Annotated in this window: 13 protein-coding genes and 5 pseudogenes; 4 read left to right on the top strand and 14 right to left on the bottom strand. The window is 68.1% G+C overall.

Going from position 1 to position 15,328, the window contains the following annotated elements; all coding sequences use genetic code 11:
• Window positions 1-9: 9 nt before the first annotated feature.
• Window positions 10-468, bottom strand: a complete 459-nt coding sequence (locus ACQEV2_RS41855) for a group II intron maturase-specific domain-containing protein (protein WP_433055463.1) — start codon at window positions 466-468, stop codon at window positions 10-12.
• A gap of 158 nt (window positions 469-626) precedes the next feature.
• A pseudogene (locus ACQEV2_RS41850) lies at window positions 627-1,013 on the bottom strand (reverse transcriptase domain-containing protein); the annotation flags it as partial.
• 539 nt (window positions 1,014-1,552) lie between these two features.
• Between ACQEV2_RS41850 and ACQEV2_RS41845 the strand changes: the two are divergent.
• Entirely contained in the window at window positions 1,553-2,017 is a 465-nt protein-coding gene (locus ACQEV2_RS41845) for a hypothetical protein (protein ID WP_433055460.1), read from the top strand.
• Window positions 2,018-2,149: 132 nt separating this feature from the next.
• Entirely contained in the window at window positions 2,150-3,895 is a 1,746-nt protein-coding gene (locus ACQEV2_RS41840; RefSeq protein WP_433055457.1) for a S8 family serine peptidase, read from the top strand.
• A 211-nt stretch (window positions 3,896-4,106) separates the two neighbouring features.
• Here the strand turns inward: ACQEV2_RS41840 and ACQEV2_RS41835 are convergent, their stop codons facing one another.
• The 11 genes and pseudogenes from ACQEV2_RS41835 to ACQEV2_RS41785 all read right to left on the bottom strand — a co-directional run.
• Entirely contained in the window at window positions 4,107-4,427 is a 321-nt protein-coding gene (locus ACQEV2_RS41835) for an STAS domain-containing protein (protein ID WP_433055454.1), read from the bottom strand.
• Between the two features lie 736 nt (window positions 4,428-5,163).
• Window positions 5,164-5,402 (bottom strand): annotated as a pseudogene (locus tag ACQEV2_RS41830) (transposase); the annotation flags it as partial.
• A gap of 62 nt (window positions 5,403-5,464) precedes the next feature.
• On the bottom strand, window positions 5,465-5,707 hold the full coding sequence (locus ACQEV2_RS41825) for a hypothetical protein (RefSeq protein ID WP_433055451.1): 243 nt from the start codon (window positions 5,705-5,707) through the stop codon (window positions 5,465-5,467).
• A gap of 192 nt (window positions 5,708-5,899) precedes the next feature.
• Window positions 5,900-6,694: pseudogene (locus ACQEV2_RS41820) on the bottom strand (IS5 family transposase); the annotation flags it as partial.
• 92 nt (window positions 6,695-6,786) lie between these two features.
• Complete coding sequence (locus ACQEV2_RS41815) at window positions 6,787-7,230, bottom strand: RacP protein (protein WP_433055448.1); 444 nt, start codon at window positions 7,228-7,230, stop codon at window positions 6,787-6,789.
• Window positions 7,231-7,233: 3 nt separating this feature from the next.
• Window positions 7,234-8,211, bottom strand: coding sequence for a DUF6192 family protein (locus ACQEV2_RS41810; protein ID WP_433055445.1), 978 nt, complete (start codon window positions 8,209-8,211; stop codon window positions 7,234-7,236).
• 567 nt (window positions 8,212-8,778) lie between these two features.
• The gene (locus tag ACQEV2_RS41805) at window positions 8,779-8,919 is read right to left on the bottom strand and encodes a hypothetical protein (RefSeq protein ID WP_433055442.1); all 141 of its coding nucleotides are present in this window, start codon (window positions 8,917-8,919) and stop codon (window positions 8,779-8,781) included.
• A 212-nt stretch (window positions 8,920-9,131) separates the two neighbouring features.
• Window positions 9,132-9,695, bottom strand: coding sequence for a hypothetical protein (locus ACQEV2_RS41800; RefSeq protein WP_433055440.1), 564 nt, complete (start codon window positions 9,693-9,695; stop codon window positions 9,132-9,134).
• Window positions 9,696-10,421: 726 nt separating this feature from the next.
• Window positions 10,422-10,754, bottom strand: a complete 333-nt coding sequence (locus ACQEV2_RS41795) for a transcriptional regulator (protein WP_433055437.1) — start codon at window positions 10,752-10,754, stop codon at window positions 10,422-10,424.
• A 267-nt stretch (window positions 10,755-11,021) separates the two neighbouring features.
• Window positions 11,022-11,942: a hypothetical protein gene (locus ACQEV2_RS41790; RefSeq protein WP_433056133.1), complete on the bottom strand. Its 921-nt coding sequence runs from the start codon at window positions 11,940-11,942 to the stop codon at window positions 11,022-11,024.
• A 209-nt stretch (window positions 11,943-12,151) separates the two neighbouring features.
• A pseudogene (locus ACQEV2_RS41785) lies at window positions 12,152-12,574 on the bottom strand (SIR2 family protein); the annotation flags it as partial.
• 551 nt (window positions 12,575-13,125) lie between these two features.
• On the opposite strand from ACQEV2_RS41785, the pseudogene ACQEV2_RS41780 reads away from it, so the two are divergent.
• Both ACQEV2_RS41780 and ACQEV2_RS41775 read left to right on the top strand, forming a co-directional pair.
• A pseudogene (locus ACQEV2_RS41780) lies at window positions 13,126-13,566 on the top strand (zinc-ribbon domain-containing protein); the annotation flags it as partial.
• A gap of 42 nt (window positions 13,567-13,608) precedes the next feature.
• A complete protein-coding gene (locus tag ACQEV2_RS41775) occupies window positions 13,609-14,502 on the top strand; it encodes a zinc-ribbon domain-containing protein (RefSeq protein ID WP_433056083.1) in 894 nt (297 codons plus the stop codon).
• Here ACQEV2_RS41775 and ACQEV2_RS41770 read toward each other — a convergent pair.
• Window positions 14,447-15,270, bottom strand: a protein-coding gene (locus ACQEV2_RS41770) for an IS5 family transposase (RefSeq protein ID WP_433056080.1) whose coding sequence is annotated in 2 segments (ribosomal slippage) — window positions 14,447-14,935 and window positions 14,938-15,270 — 822 coding nt in all. Because the reading frame shifts where the segments join, the coding sequence is not laid out codon by codon here. The two genes, ACQEV2_RS41775 and ACQEV2_RS41770, sit on opposite strands and share 56 nt — an antisense overlap.
• Between the last annotated feature and the right edge of the window lie 58 nt (window positions 15,271-15,328).

Below are 15,328 nucleotides of genomic sequence, written 5' to 3'. Positions count from 1 at the left end.
GGTCGGCCACTATCCGCCTCGGCAGTACGGGCGGCGGATCGTCTTCCAGTTGGCCTTGTGGTGTTTGCGCTGCGCCCAGCCGATGACCCTCTGCCAGGCGCAGTGGCCGAGGTGCTGGAACGTGGCGCTGGACACACCGGGCCGGAAGTACGCGCACCAGCCCCGCAGCACCGGGTTGAGCCGGTGCAGCAGTGCAGGTAGCGGCAGGTTGACGCTCTTGCGGCAGATCTCCTTGACCTTGCCCATCACGGCCCGCAGGGCCTTCCGAGATGGGTAGGTGTAGACGTACTGCCGGTCGGTGCCTCGCTTACGGTGGCGCTGGATGTGCCATCCGAGGAAGTCGAGGCCCTCGTCGATGTGGGTGATCTTCGTCTTCTCGGCCGACAGACGCAGGCCCATCGGCGCGAGGACCCCGGCCACGCGGGAGCGCATGTCTTCGGCATGCTGGCGGGTGCCGGACCCCAGCACGAGGAAGTCGTCCGCGTACCGGATGAGCCGGTGGTTGGCCTTTCCCTGGCGCCTGCGTCCGGTTCGCTGTCCCCGGGTGGAGCGTGGCCGCCCTTGGCCTGGTCGATGTACTCGTCCAGGACCGACAGGGCGACGTTCGCCAGTACCGGCGAGAGGATCCCCCCTTGCGGGGTGCCGGTGTTGGTGTCCCGCGGCACGCCGTCCTCACCGAGGATGCCCGCCTTGAGGAACGCCTTCACCAGGTCCAGCACGCGCTTGTCCGCGATCCGTTCCCGCACCCGGTCCATCAGGGCCGTGTGCGAGATCTCGTCGAAGCACGCCGTGATGTCGCCCTCCACCACCCACTCATACGAGTGGGAGGCGAGCATGCGAGTCTCGGCGATCGCGTCGTGGGCCCGGCGCCTGGGACGGAACCCGTAGGAACACGGGAGGAAGTCCGCCTCGAAGATCGGCTCCAGCACCAGCTTCAGGGACGCCTGGACCACCCGGTCGGCCACGGTCGCGATCCCCAGACGGCGGAGCTTGCCGCCCGCCTTGGGGATCATGCGCTCGCGGACCGGAATCGGCCGGAAGCTGCGGTCCTTCACCTGTGACATGCACGCGGCTCTCCCGCGCCCGGACTACTACAGGGCCTCAGCCCCGCCCTGCAGCCGTCAGCTGACGACGAGCCTTGCCCACGCCCGGACCGGCTGCCCAGGCGCGGGCGGCCGCACAGCGGTTCCCACGTTCACTTCGTGACCGCTCGACCAGGGAGGCACCCGGCTATACCCCGGCAGCATCGCCGCGCCTACGCCGCAGGCCTTCAGCGTGGCCTCCCGCCCGGCGTATGGATCCGGACAAGGGACTGTGAGTCGCATGTTGAGGTGCCGCGGTTCGCGGTGGTGCGTCCGCGGCTCGGTGATGCGGTGTGTGCGGTCAAGGGTGGGCGGGGTCGGCGGATCCGATTGGGGGGATTCTTTGCTTCTGAGCGGCTCGCCCGATTGCGGGCGGGGTGACGCCACCTTAGCGTCAGCGCGTCGGAATCATCCGAAAAAGTCAACATCATCCGTTATGTTGGCTTCTCGTGGCATCGAATGGAGCATTCATGTCGGTGATGACTGGTACCCAGCCTCTGCAGCAGTTCGGGCAGCAGGCCGGTGGGCCGCAGCAGCAGCTCGCGCAGGTGGTCCAGCAGACGATCCAGCAGGCGTGCCAGCAGGCGAGTCAGCAGATCGCGCAGCGTATGCAGCAGACGCTGCAGCAGATCCAGCAGGTCCAGCAGCAGCTGCAGCAGCAGGGCATTCCCCAGCAGCACGCGCACCCGTACCTGGCTGTCGCGCTGCACACCACCCTGATCCAGGGTGTGCGCAGCGCGGTGGAGCAGTCCGTGCAGCAGGCTCTGCCGACCGCGATCCTGACGCTGATGCAGCAGAGCCAGCAGGGCCAGCAGGGCCAGCAGCAGTGGGGCGGCGGCTTGGGTCAGCAGTCGTACGGTCAGCCGTACCCGCAGCAGTACCAGCAGCCTGGCTTCGGCTTCGGTCAGATGGGTCAGCCCTTCGGCATCAGCTGACGTAAGACGGCGCGTTGTGCGGTATGCCCGGTGCATTTCCCGGGCGCACCGCCCAGCCGTGGAAGGCGCGAGTCGCCCGTCATCCGGATCACAAGCCCAAAAAGCGACGTAGGCGTGGTGAAGGTAAACGTGATGGTCAAGGACAGGCCCGGGAGCAAGCCCCGAAGCAACCGCCAGAGCGAGGCCGAGGGCGCAGGGGTCGGCGGGCCGGGCCCCGAGGAGAAAGCGGCGCCGCGCAAGAAGGGCGCACCGTCATCGATCGCGGTGCAGCCGCGCCGGCAGCGGTACATGGTGGCCCCGCTGCCGCAGCAGCTTCTCCCGCCGGGAGTGCCCGAACTCGGCATGGACGCGGTGTGCGACCGGCTTCAGAGCATGCCCGACGTCAAAGTGATCCGCAGACTCACTCCGTCGGAGAAGCTGCAGTCGGCCGGAATCCTGCCCTCCTGTCCGGAGATCGCGGTCGTCGAAGCTGCCGAGGCCCAGCTGCCGGTGATGCGGACGCTGCATGTGCACATCGAACCCGACCTGCCGCTGTCCGCAGCGGTACCCTTCACCACGGCGACTCAAGGGATGCTGCCGCTGCCCGACCCGGGGCTGGTCACACCGCTGGAGGAGCCGGTGGAGATCTCGCTGCGCGTGTGCGGCCCAGACGGCGAACCACTGGCAGGTGCCGGAGTGTTCCTGATCGGGGCGATGTGGCCGAGCCACGGCATTACCGCCGCCGATGGCAAGGTCACCCTCACCCTGGCCACGGGCAACGCACAGTCGATCCAGTCCCTGTACGTCCGCCCTGCGGGTGGTTACACCGACCGCTGGATTCACCGCCCCGACCTGTCGGCGACCCACGACAACCTCGTCACCCTCACCCCACTAGCCAAGGTCTACCCCGAGCTGGAGGAACGCCAGAGTTACAGCTGGGGCCAGCAGGCCATGCGGCTGGACCGGCTGCCCCCCACCTTCCGCGCCTTCGGCATCAAGATCGCCCTCATCGGAACGGGCGTCGCCGCCGACCACCCCGACCTGAAGCAACAGGTACGCTCCGGCATCGACCTCGTGCGCCGCACGAAGGAAGGCTGGACGCAGGATCCGGTCGGCAGCGGCACGCACGCGGCGGGCATCATCGCCGGCGCGGACACCGGCAAGGGCATCATCGGCATCGCCGTCGATGCCGAGCTCGAGGTCTGCCAGGTGCTGCCCGACGGGTACTTCAGCGACCTGATCGCCGCCCTGGACCACTGCATCGAACGCGAGGTTGACATCGCCCATATCCAGGCCCCAACCCTCTACCCGTCGACGCTGGTCTCCCGCAAACTCGCCGACGCCACCGCAGCGGGCATCGCCTGCATCGCCCCCGCGGGCGACACCGGCGGACCGATCGCCTTCCCCGCCTCGCTCCCCCCCGTGTTCAGCGTCGGCGCGCTGGGAGCCTTCGGCACCTACCCGCCCGGCACCTCCCCCGCCACCCACTACGGCCCCCAGCTGACACCCGAAGGACTGTTTGCCGCACCGTTTAGCTGCCACGGCCCGGGCATCGACGCGGCCGCCCCCGGCGTGGCGGTCCTGTCCTGCGCACCGCAGGGCGGCTACACCATCCTCGACGGCACCAACACGGCCTCCGCCCACATCGCCGGCCTGGCCGCCCTCGTGCTCGCCCACCACGAGGACTTCCACGGCCAGCTGCTGCCCCGCGGACCCGGCCGGGTACAACACCTCTTCGAGATCATCGCCGCCAGCTGCCGCCCACTGGCCGCCCCGGGAACGCTGGACGCGGCCCGCACCGGACGCGGCCTGCCCGACGCCCTCATCGCCCTCGGCCTGGCACCCGGCATGCAACTCGCCCCGGCCCTGTCGCCCATCACCCCCTCCATGACCGGCTAGGGAGCTGCCTGCGGCAACCGCACACAAACGGCACCTGCCCCCCAAGGGTGGGTGCCCTTTGTGTTGCAGTACCAGGCAGTCTCAAAAGCCGGGTAGTCCCAGGCCAGGGCATCCAGCCCTTCCGCTTCGATTCCGCTCGACGGGGGCTGGTGCGACACCTGGCATCTCTGACCGCGTCCGCGCCACGACTCCGCACAGGCACAGCGCGTAGCTACGCTGCCCGGTGGGACGGATCGGTGTCAGCCAGGCGGGTGTGGGTGAGGTGCAGTAGCCGCTGCAGGTGGGCGGGGATGCCGTGTACGCGCAGCCGGTGGCCGCGGCGGCGGGCCAGGTTCCGGGCGGCGACTAGGGTGCCGATCCCGGCGCAGTCGCAGAAGCTAACACCGGCCAGGTCGATCACCGTCTCCTCGTACACGGTCACGGCAGCGGCCAGTGCCTGGCGGAGATCTGCGGCGGTGCCGATATCCAGTTCACCGGAAACAGTGATCACGGTCGGGCACAGGCCCGGCCCGGAACTCACCGCGATGTCCATATCCCAGCTCACCTCCCCCGCAAACAGGCCCGGCCCCGCGGAAGTCAACCTGTCACCGGGACCGGGCGCTCCGCCGCACGACCGCTCATTATGCGGCAGATATCAATCCAAACCCGGACAAGGCGCCCATGTCCAGGGCCGTAAAAACATCCCTGGGCGGGCGAAAGAGTCGCCGGCCTGTGCAGATGCTGTCAGCGGCGTTGGTAGTAGGCGGTGAGGGTATACGGCGCCTATGCCGGTTGTGGCTGGAAAGTCACGAGGGGGTGGCGGGAGCGGACCGGGCATGGCTTCCAGCTCGGCCAGGAGGCAACAGTCGACGACGGCGCATGAGGCCCGCCCAGCGACTGGTGGCGGTAGGCGCCGCGCCTGGCCGACTACGAGGTGCTGGTCGCGGTCGAGCGGCGTCGACGGCGAGCTGTGCGTCAGCGGCCAGGCGCTTGACCGAGCAGTGGGCAGTCCGGTGCGCGAAGACCTACCGGGCTTCGCCTTGAACGGAGCCGGCTTCAGGCGCGGCTCGACTCCTCCGGCGGACCGTTTCTTCGAGTTCTTCGAGCTGACGGCTGCGAGCTGCCTTTGTGGGCGCTAGCCTCGTTCCTGGCGGCGTGACTGTCCGGGTGCGGGCGCGTTGGAGACAACGACACGTGCATTCCTCCGGTTCCATCGCCGGAACTCGTGTGACTGACGGCCTTGACCCATGCCCGGTGTCAGGGCCGTCGTCATACAGCCGGGGGCTGCCGATTAGATCGTGTCCCTCCTCGATTTCCCGGGTGATCCGCTCCAAGTGGGTTCGTCAACTGGATCTTCTTCCAGTGCCGTTCCGGGAAGACCGCGCAGGCGGTCAAGCCGTCCTTGGCGTCCAGCAGCATCTGCTTGACCTTGGGGAACTGATCTTCAAGCATGTCGGCGACGCGCCCAGTCCACGCTCTGGCTGGGCTGGGCGAAGATCGTGCGGATCGTCGCAGCGACCATCTCACCGGGCGGGAGGCGGCCTCACTGACTGCGTCGCAGGCCTTGGCGTAGGCAGCGTCTTGGCCTCGCTACTCGCCCGGCTCACCGAGGATGAGCTCAGCACGGGCTGCCGGAAGTCCCAGGGCCAGCAGACGGAGGAACTCGGCGCGCTGGACGCGTCCGGCTGCCTCCTCGACCGCCTCCAGGTCCCGTCCCGCCAACGCGATGATCAACCGGTTGTCCGTACGTGCGGCAGCCCATACGGCGGAGACGTCCAGCCGCAGCATGTCGGCGGCGTCCTCGACGGTCTGTCCCCGCCGCAGCGCGTCCACCAGGGCGCGTCTTGGCGGAGGGGAGTGGTGCGGTCGGCATGACTGCACCCTACGGACGCAGTCCCGGACATGGCAGCGCCCCCACCTGGATGAGAGCCTGTGTCTCTTCCTCCGCGCTGTGGTGAGTCAGGCGGCTTCTGGCATCACGTAGCCGTGGGCGACGTCGCGACGTTCGGCGGGACGGTTCGTGCGGCGGGTGAGGCGTCGGGGCATGAGGGTGATGGCAGCCCAGGTGATGAGTGATTCGCTCATCTCGGGGAGGCGTTCGTGGTCGCGGCAGTGGCGGCGGGCCCGCATGATCCACGACCATGCCCGTTCAACCGCCCAGCGGCATGGAAGGACGATGAATCCCTTGGTGTCCGGCGGGCGCCGTACCGTCTTGATGGTGATGTCGAGGTACTTCTTCGCTCAGGGAATGAGCCCGTTCTTGGCGTAGGCGGAGTCGGCCCAGACGATGGCGATCTCCGGGCTGCAGGAACGCGAGGCGGAACAGCAACTCGCGGGCGACCAGGGAGTCCTGGGCATCGACCGGGGTGACCATGAGCAGCAGGACGAGGCTGCGGTGGTCGCAGATCAGGCGCCGCTTCCTCCCGTTGATCAGCTTGCCGCCGCCCCATCCGCGGGTGGCTTTGCTGACGGTCTCGGAGGCTTTGATGGACTGGCTGTCCACGATCACTGAGGCCGGTGCCTTTCCCGCGGCGAGGCGGATTCTGCGGCGGAGCTGGTCGCGGATGACGCCGATGGCCCCGGCTGCCGCCCAGCGTCTGGCGAATCCGTAGATCGTGCGCCAGGGCGGGTAGTCGGCGGGCATGGCCCTCCACTTTATGCCGTTATCGACCAGATAGCGGATGCCGTCGAGATCTCCCTGCGGGGCCACTTCTCCGGGTGCCCTCCTGTCGGCAGGGTGCTGGCCGGCGCCGGGAGGAGCGGTGCGATGAGGGCCCATTCGGCGTCGGTGGTGTCGGAGGGGTAGCGGGATGTGCGCATGAGCAGGAGAAAGGGGCCGGACCCGGGGTGCGGACGGCGGGCCGGGTCCGGCCCCTTGTTCTCCTTCGTGGTGGTGGACTCCGCCGCTGCGGCTACTGGATCTGCGGACGGGCGATCATGTCCCGGGCGCTCTGGACCGCGTTCATCTGGGCGACGATGTACTTCACCCAGCGACTCTTGGGAAAGAGCTTCGCGTGCGGGGCCAGGACACCGGTGATGACCCGGCTGATCTGCGTGAACTTCACGTCAGCCCACTGCTGTTCCCATTCCTCCAGGGCGTCGGCGTCCAGGCAGAAGTGGTAGCCGTCCTGCGATGACCACACCAGCGGCGGCCAGTCCTTCTCCCCGGCCAGTTCGCGGAAGGCGGCCAGCCCGCGGACCAGCTGGGAGCGGGTCAGCTCGGTGACCGCCATCAGCCGGGTCTTCTTCAGCCCGGCCGGGGCGACTTCCATCAACGCGAGCCGGATCGAGTCGGCGTGGCGCTCCGACGTGGGCGAGCGGCGTCTGTCGCGCTCCGTCCTTCGGGAGCGCGCCATCACTTACTCGCCCCGCAGGAGCCGGGCCAGTACCTCGTCCACGTCGACATCGCCGGTTTCGACGGCGTGTTCGATCCACTCCAGGGCCCGGACCCGGGCGATGTTCTCGCTCAGCACCGCTTTCTCGTCCTCGCAGACGGTGCGTCCGCGCAGTCCGGGGACCACCCGGTTGGTGGTGGCCACGAAGGCGTGGCAGGCCCCGACGAGGTCCAGGAACTCAGCTGTCCGCTCGAACCGGCGGATGGCCGGGGCGAGTTCGCTGCTTCGCTCGAACTCTTCGCGGGCCTGGCGACCGCGTTCGACCTGGGCGTGGTTGACCGACTGCCGTGCTCGGTCGTCCGACATGGCTTTGAAGGCGACGTCGGGACGGTGCAGCAGACCGGTGGCGGCCTCGGCGGCCACCCGCTCGTCGCGGGCCAGGTCCCTGATCGCCTCCACCCTGGCCTGGGCGGGGACCTCGTCGGCCACCGCAGGCCGTCGCAGCAGGTCGACCGCCACCTGCGCGGCCACCTGGTCATCGGCCGCCAGGCCGTGGATCGCGGTGACCTTCTCCTGCACCGACACCGGACTCTGGACCTGCCAGCCCCTGGCCCGCTTCGCCGCGTCCTCGGTCCACCGGTGCTGCCCATAACGCCGGTTGAACGGCGGTTTGCAGATCAGCTCGAACCGGTCCGGATGCCCCATCAGGATCCGGTGAATCTCGATCGACACCCCCTTGACCCGATGCTCGGCAGGCCAATGGGCAGCCGTGAGACGGTAGTTCATGAGGGTGCCGATGCAGATGCCGACGTCGTCCGCGAACCGGCGCAGGGTCTCCTCCACCGACTGGATATCCTCGCCCGCCGCGGCCCGCGCACCCCCTTGAGCCTGCAGGGGCTCAACCTCCAAAGCGTTGTCCCCTAGTTTGAAAAGCGTGTCCCGCTCGGTCTCGACCAGGACCTTCGACTGAGCCACGAGCTCGTCGTAACGTTCCTGGGTCACCTTGCCGACCATGGTGGGCACTGCGTTCACCACCTGCCGCCGGCCCGGGGGCGGCAGACGCCGGCGACATGGCCGAACCCGCGCTGCCGTCGCGTCAACCCACTGAAAGATCGAACACCAGCACCGACCGGAACTGACCGTTTGGACCCCTAAACGGACAACCGGGCCGTTCGTTCAAGCGTCAATTCGACGCTTCGGCGAACGCTTTGTTCCGCTGGCACGAAGCCCGGCCCCGGCACTTCGCCGAGCAGTACACCGCATTACTGCGGTGACCCACCCCAGCCACCCACACCGCCCGGCATACCGGGCAGACCCGCCGTCCCGCACCGTCCCGCTCGGTCGCGGCCCGCCGACAGATCCGCCGTGCATCACGCCACTGCCTCGCACGACAGGCCACCGAGCAGTACACCGCCCGCGGCGCGGCTCCCGACTCCAACGGGGCATCGCACACTGGACAGCACCGCTGAAACGGCAGCCCGTCGATCCCGGACACGTCACCACACTAGACCCGCCCAAAGATCAGATCAGAGGAAGAGACACAGGCTCTCACCCCCCGAACGTGGAGAGTTACACCGACTCCACCGGCGTGACCTGCGTACGGAAGAACACGTTCCGGGCGAAGCCGAACGTGACGCGCTTGGTCTCGCCGGTGCTCTCGCGCTTGCCGTAGATCTCGACGCCGATCAACGCGTCGTCCTCGTAAGTCACTTGCAACACCGTGCCTACCCACACCTCGGGCCACGGGGCGGGACGGTGCGCGGTCCTCGGCCGCGCGTGGGCGGCCAGACCCCGGGTGGGACGGCGCTCGACGCGCACCCGCTGCCCCCGGCTAATCGGTCCTGTGGCGGTCATGCTGTCCCCTCTCTGCGGCCGTGGCTCCGGAAGGGTGGGGCGACCGCCGGCCACCCCACCCTGGCGCGTCACCGCGTCCGGCCTGCCTGCTGCTCCTCGGCGGCCGTGAACAGCTCGTTGACCCCGTGGCGGGCGTGGTCGGCCCCCACGCGCTCGGCCACCTCGTCGGCGAACGGGAGTCCGAACCCCCCGTCAAGGGCCAGCACTTCGTACGCCTCGCGCCATCCGCGCACCTGGCACTCGACGGCGGCCCGGGACGCGCACGCGATCGTCAGGCCGCCCACCGTCACGGACAGGGCGCCGATTCCGTCCGGGCTGACTTCTGCACTGCGGGCCCGGATCTTGGCGCGACGGGGTGCGTCATCCAGGATCACAAAGGAATTGATGGTGAGTTCGGGCTCACGCAATTCGCCTGCGTCGACCTGCTCGCAAAAAATCCTGTCGAGCATTGCGGCTGCTTCGCACCAGCCTTCCCACCAAACGCGCGCGCCCGTAGGGTGCCGGAATTCGATGATGGCTGTCGGGATCTTGAGAAGGGGAATGAGTGTCAGACCGACATGCGCGTCGGTCTCGTGATCTCCAGCAAGGTGGATCGTGAGTCGGCTTACCGCGTCAACGGTTCCCGTGTCCAAGGGAGCTCCTCATATTGGTGATTGAGCCTGAGTCAAGTTGCCGCCTGAACTCAAAATCAATAATACACCCAATACGGCGGACACCCCAAACGCCGGAACTTGCAACATCTCTTGCGCCTTCACTTGCGGCTACTCCTGCGCCTTCTCTTGCAACATCTCTTGCGCAAGCCTCTTCGGGATGCTCGACGTATGCACAGGTCAACCAAGGTTTGCGCTTGTGGTCTGGGGTCTGACATCCCCTCTGCTGCCACTTTCCCCGCGCCGGTTGAAGGATGAGTGAGGAATGAGGGCGGGCGTGGTCGAGCGGCGTCCTCGGGAATCGGGGGCGGCATGGGTGGCTGCTGCGCGTCGGCCCCGCCGCCGCGCAGGGCGGGCCCGGCCTGGGGCCCGTGGGGTGTGACGGTGAGTGGACTGCTGGCGGGGTGTGCAGCTGGGTTTGTCCGGGCTCGGTGTGGGTTGTGGTCATTAGTTGTGGGGAATTTCGGTGGGTGTATTCTCGGCTCTGGCTGGGAATGGGCGTAGGGGAATTGAGGGGAGTTCAGTGTGAGGTCGCACCGTTGTTGCGGTGACCGCATGCCGGTGACCTGCGGTGCCGCAGATGGATTGCGACGGGTTCTGGACCCTGCTCGGGCCGTTTGACCTGCGGTCCTGCGGGTTGGGTGAGACTGCCGCAGTTGCGGTGAGAACGCCTACTGCGGGGTGCTAGGGGAGTGCGCCGGAAGGTGATCATGGACGCAGCTCGGGGAATGCCTCCTCCCAGACGTCCTTGATGGCCCTGCTGATGAGCTTGTGGAGCACTGGCCAAAGCTCAAGCAGGATGCCTCTGTTGAGGAAACGGCATAGGTCGTCACGCATGCCTTCGGCGAGCACTGTTCTGTACAGGCTCATGCGTTGGCGGGGCCGGTCCAGATCGAGGGTGCGCAGTCCGGACCACGCGATGTGCAGCGGCAGCTCCACCAACCCGTGCTCGGGTCCGGTCAGCTCGTTGAGGCTGGAGGGCAGACGTCGCTTGTACCTCGCTCGCAGCAACGCTGCGATGGAGTTGGGGTCGTCGTGCACGGCGCCTATTTTCCTCTGCGCGCTGGCTCTGGGCTGCACAGATGCTGCGCTGGGCTGGCGTACTGGCTATGCAGCGGGGCGGTAGCGGGCGGAGCGGGGCTCCTCGGCGTTCGACAAGCCATGCCGACGGTGATGCCTTGAACCGTACGGCCGGGATCGGTTCGCCGCCGACTCTGGTGACTGATCCTGGCCGGGTACGACGCCGCGCGCGGGGTTGGCAGCGGCTCGGTGACCACGCCCTGGGGGACAAGTAGCGAGTGCGGGCTGTCAGTCCCTCGGGTACTTGGCGCGACACTCGGCGAGGGCCTGGTGCGCGGCCTTGGCGCGGGCGACGTCTCCGCCGAAGGCGCCGGCTCGTAGGAGGGGCCAGGCCGCGGTGAGCTCGTGCTCGATGGATGAGGAGAGATCAGGCCGCTCGTACTCCCAGATGTCGTCGAGGAGGAACTCGCCCGCCCAGGGATAGGCCCGGGCGTCGTGACCCGCATCCATGGCGATCATGGAGGTCAGGTACTCGAACCTGGTACACGCCTCGAGGTAGGCGTGGTCGCTGGGTTCGACCAGCCGGAAGGGCTCACGCAGCTCTTCCTTCAGCCAGTGGCTCTGCGGGTAGAGGTAGCCGTTCCCCTGCTTCTGGCGGTACAGGTCGTTGAGGCCCTCGCGCTCGATGACACGGTTGGGGTTGAGGTACCACACCGGCTGCTGTCGCGGTTTCCCGAAGCCGGGGCGTGCCCATGCCGGGTGGGTCAGGAGGTCGGCCAGCAGGTCTTCGCGGCGGCTCAGGATGGCCCCGACGCCGATCGTCCAGGTCGCCATGAGGGCCGGCAGGTGCCGCAGTGTCTCCAGGTGCTCGTTGTATGGGCTCGGTGTGGTGTCGCGCAGACGGACCAGGCGGGTGACGACACGCTGCCAGAGCTGGTCGTGTGTGCCGTCGTCGTGGAAGACGCCGTTCGCGAGGAGGTGCAGCAGGGTGTCGCTGTCCGCCCGGTAGCTGCGCACGCTGTCGACGAAGGTGTCGGCCCAGGCGTTTGGCGGAGGGTGCAGTGGTCGACGCTCGGCGGTGCTCGCATCAACGACGGCGGTGACCGCCTGGCCGACCAGGTCGGACAGCTCGATCCGGCGCACCGGGTCAGGCAGCGCACGCTTGAGCTGCACCACCGCGACGTCGCGGCCGATCGGGGCGACCGACAAGCGGTCCAGCGCTCGACACGCTGTAGGAGGTCTGTGAACAGCTCGTCGGCGCTCATGCCTTCCACCACCATGGCCCTGTGTCGGGCCGCGAGAAGCGAGGCCGCGTGGCCTAGCTGGCCGTACTGGGACCAGAACATCGGATACCGGCGCGAACGGGTGCCCTCGACGGCACGCACCAGCGCCTTGTCCCAGTCCGCGGACCAGCCGCAGACGACCAGCCCGTACTCGTCCAGCACCCGGTCGAGCAACTGCTGCTGCGCCTGCGGATACGTCTCTAGCTCATCGACCGTATTGCGCTGATCGAGGTCCGCGTAGTCGCCGTGCAGTTTGATCACCGTGATCTGGCTGTGGGGGAGCGGCATCATGGGATCGATCTCATCCGGCCGACGCACCACCTGCGGCGAGATACCGGCCTCCTGCAGCGCCCGCTCCATCAGCCGGTCGAAGTTGGTCGTCAGGATGACCTTGACACTGCCCCGCTTGACCAGCCGGGCGATCGCCCGGTCGGGCTCGAAGTACCCGGCCAACAGTGCCTGGCGCGCCGCCGGCGTTGGCGCCACCGCCGCGAGTAGACCCGAATAGCCCCGCGGCTCCCCGTAGTTGGCCTCCCGCCAGTGCTCCGGATCCGCCATGGCTGCCGCCCGGGCCTCGGCGTCACCCGGGCTGTGCACCGCGGCCACCTTGCCGACCAGGTCTGCACGACGCCCCAGCCCGTCTTCACTCCCGAAGCGATCGAGATGCCGGAGCCCAGCAACAGGGCATACGCCCCCGGGCTGGCGTGCATGTTGAGGGCGAGCGCCATCGACGGCTGGAGCAGCGTGCCGGCCTGCACCGTGACCGGACCAGCAGTTGCAGGCCGCGCGGTCTGTTCGTTGTCCACCAATGCCTCCTTCCGGCTGCGACGGTTTGCCCGACGGAAGCCGCCACACCCGGCGGTAGATCATACGCCTTAATCGTCGAAGTGACGAATAGGGCTGGAGTGGAGCCATCAGGCACTGGCCGACCACGTGTCGGTGGGGTGCGCGGTCTCCGGCAGGCTGCTCGGTGCAGAGAATGATCCGGACTACGAACGTGCTTGCCCAGCACTAGACTTGGCTCTCCCGGGCCGCTGTGGGGGTACCCGGCAGCACAAGCCCGGGTCGTGGGCGGCCGTTGTCAGTGGCGGCTGTCAGGATCTGCCGTCATGGGTAAACGGCGAAGTGCTACCGAGGTGGCTGCAGTTCGGGCTCGGCTGAAGGCCGAGTTCGTGTCCAACCTGTCCAGCCCGGGTATGACGCTGGAGGACATGCGACTGTCTTCCACGGACCGGTGCCAGTGGCGCTGCTCGGTACAAGGATGCGGTCACCAGTGGCCCGCCCGATTGCAGTTTCGCACCCGTACTGTCAAACCCTCGGGGTGCCCTGAGTGCTGGAAACGCCGCAACCGGGTTCCCGGCCCGGGAGAATCGCTGGCCGATCTGAATCCTGCGCTGGCACGGCAGTTCCGCCGCAACCTCAGCCGTCCCGACCGTGGTCCGGACACCCTGCGCCCGCAGTCCCATGACCTGTGCGAGTGGGAGTGCTCTCAAGGGCATTTCTGGCCGGCGACGCTCGCCAACCGCACCAATGGAAGCGGCTGTTCGGACTGCACCGGCCATGGCCGCTCCCCGTTCGAGTGCAACGTCGCCATGCTCGTCCAGGCTGCCTCCGGGCTCGCCGTGGAGCTGGACCACCGCCTCCGCCTGCCCGGGCGCCGTCAGGACCGCTTCGACCTGTACCTGCCCGAGCCGGCCCCGGGCCTGCTCATCGACCTGGATCCGGAATGGACCCACAACAGGCCAGGAAGCCTGGAGCGTGACACCGCGAAGACCGCGGCAGCCCTCGCCGCCGGACTCGACGTGGAACGTATCCGAAGCCGTGGGCTGCCGCCCGTCCCGGTGCACGGCCTGGTCCACCATGAGGCCGGGCCGGGGGTGAACCCCCAGGACTGGGCGGAGGCGGTGGGTGTCGTACTGCGAGGCCGTGGCCTTTCCTGGCGACAGCTCACACCGGCCGAGGTCACCGCGGCGCTCACGAAGGGGGCGCAGCTGTGGCAGAAGGCCGTGGCCGGCCCCGAGGTATCGGCGGTGGACGTGGCGCCCCACTTGGAGGAGGAGTTCGTCGCGAACCTCACCAACCCGGGCAAGACCCCTGATCGGATGCCGCCGGGCTGCAACGACGTGTGTCTGTGGCGGTGCCGGAAGCCGGACTGCGGCTACGCATGGAAGGCCATACTGAACAGCCGGGCACTTGCCGGTCGCGGCTGCAGCCAGTGCGGTCACGCACAGGTGGGCGCGGCAAACAGCAGGCCCGGTCCCGGTGAATCACTCGCCGAGGTCAATCCGGCGATGGCCGAAGAACTCATCGGGGTCGTCGGCCACCCCGGCTGGACCGCGTTCGACCTGCTCCCCACGTCGAACAAGACATGCCAGTGGCGGTGCCCCGAACCGCACTGCCGCTTCGAGTACCCCGCTCCGCTAAGAGCTCCTAACGGAATGCGGTTCGTAGGCGGCGCCAGCAGATCAGTGAGCATGCGAGCTTGAGGAATGCCTCGTGGATGTTGTCACGGATCTCCCAGCGGATCCGCAGGCGGCCGAACCAGTGCAGCAGCGCAATCGTCTGCTCGACCACCCACCGTTTGGTACCGAGGCCGGAGCCGTGCTCCGTGCCGCGGCGGGCAATGACGGGCTTGATGCCCTTCGTCCAGACCTGGCGGCGGTAGCAGTCATGGTCATAGCCCCGGTCGGCGTAGACCTCTCTCGGCCGCTGCCGGGGACGGCCGCGTTTGCCTCGGATCGGCGGAATCGCCGCCAGCAGTGGCATGAGTTGGGTGATGTCGTTGCGGTTGCCGCCGGTCAGGGCGACGGCGAGTGGGATGCCGGTGGCGTCGCAGATCACGTGGTGCTTGGAGCCCGGCCGGCCTCGGTCGACCGGGCTCCGGCCGGTTTTGGGCCGCCCTTGAGCGCCCGGATGTGTGAGCTGTCGATCACCGCCCGAGACATGTCCAGGCGGTCTGCCGCCCGCAGCTCGGCCAACAGCACCTCGTGCAACCGCTGCCACACCCCGGCGTTGTTCCAGTCCCTCAGGCGTCGCCAGCAGGTCATCCCCGAGCCGAAGCCCAGTTCGGCAGGCAGCCACTCCCACCTGATGCCGGTGTACAGAACGAACAAGATCCCGCACAGCACCTTGCGGTCATCCAACGCCTTCCGGCCCGGGTGCCGATGCCGCCGCTGCCGGACAGGCAGCAGCGGCTCGATTCGAGCCCACAACTCATCATCGACCAGCCACGGTTGGGGATCGCGCTTCCTCACACTCAAGCAACCGACCCACTCCGTAGGAGGACACGGTCATCCCGCATTCCGTTAGGAG

The organism is Streptomyces sp. CA-251387 (assembly GCF_050936625.1).
Classification (GTDB): Bacteria; Actinomycetota; Actinomycetes; order Streptomycetales; family Streptomycetaceae; genus Streptomyces.
Note: the sequence above shows the minus strand (reverse complement) of the source record. Positions and strands in the feature narration are given on the sequence as shown.

Excerpts from the sequence above, each read along its gene's own strand:
- ACQEV2_RS41840 (WP_433055457.1), top strand. The coding sequence starts at position 2,150 with ATGGTCAAGGACAGGCCCGGGAGCAAGCCCCGAAGCAACCGCCAGAGC.
- ACQEV2_RS41815 (WP_433055448.1), bottom strand. The coding sequence starts at position 7,230 with ATGGCGCGCTCCCGAAGGACGGAGCGCGACAGACGCCGCTCGCCCACG.
- ACQEV2_RS41845 (WP_433055460.1), top strand. The coding sequence starts at position 1,553 with ATGTCGGTGATGACTGGTACCCAGCCTCTGCAGCAGTTCGGGCAGCAG.
- ACQEV2_RS41835 (WP_433055454.1), bottom strand. The coding sequence starts at position 4,427 with ATGGACATCGCGGTGAGTTCCGGGCCGGGCCTGTGCCCGACCGTGATC.
- ACQEV2_RS41775 (WP_433056083.1), top strand. The coding sequence starts at position 13,609 with ATGCTCGTCCAGGCTGCCTCCGGGCTCGCCGTGGAGCTGGACCACCGC.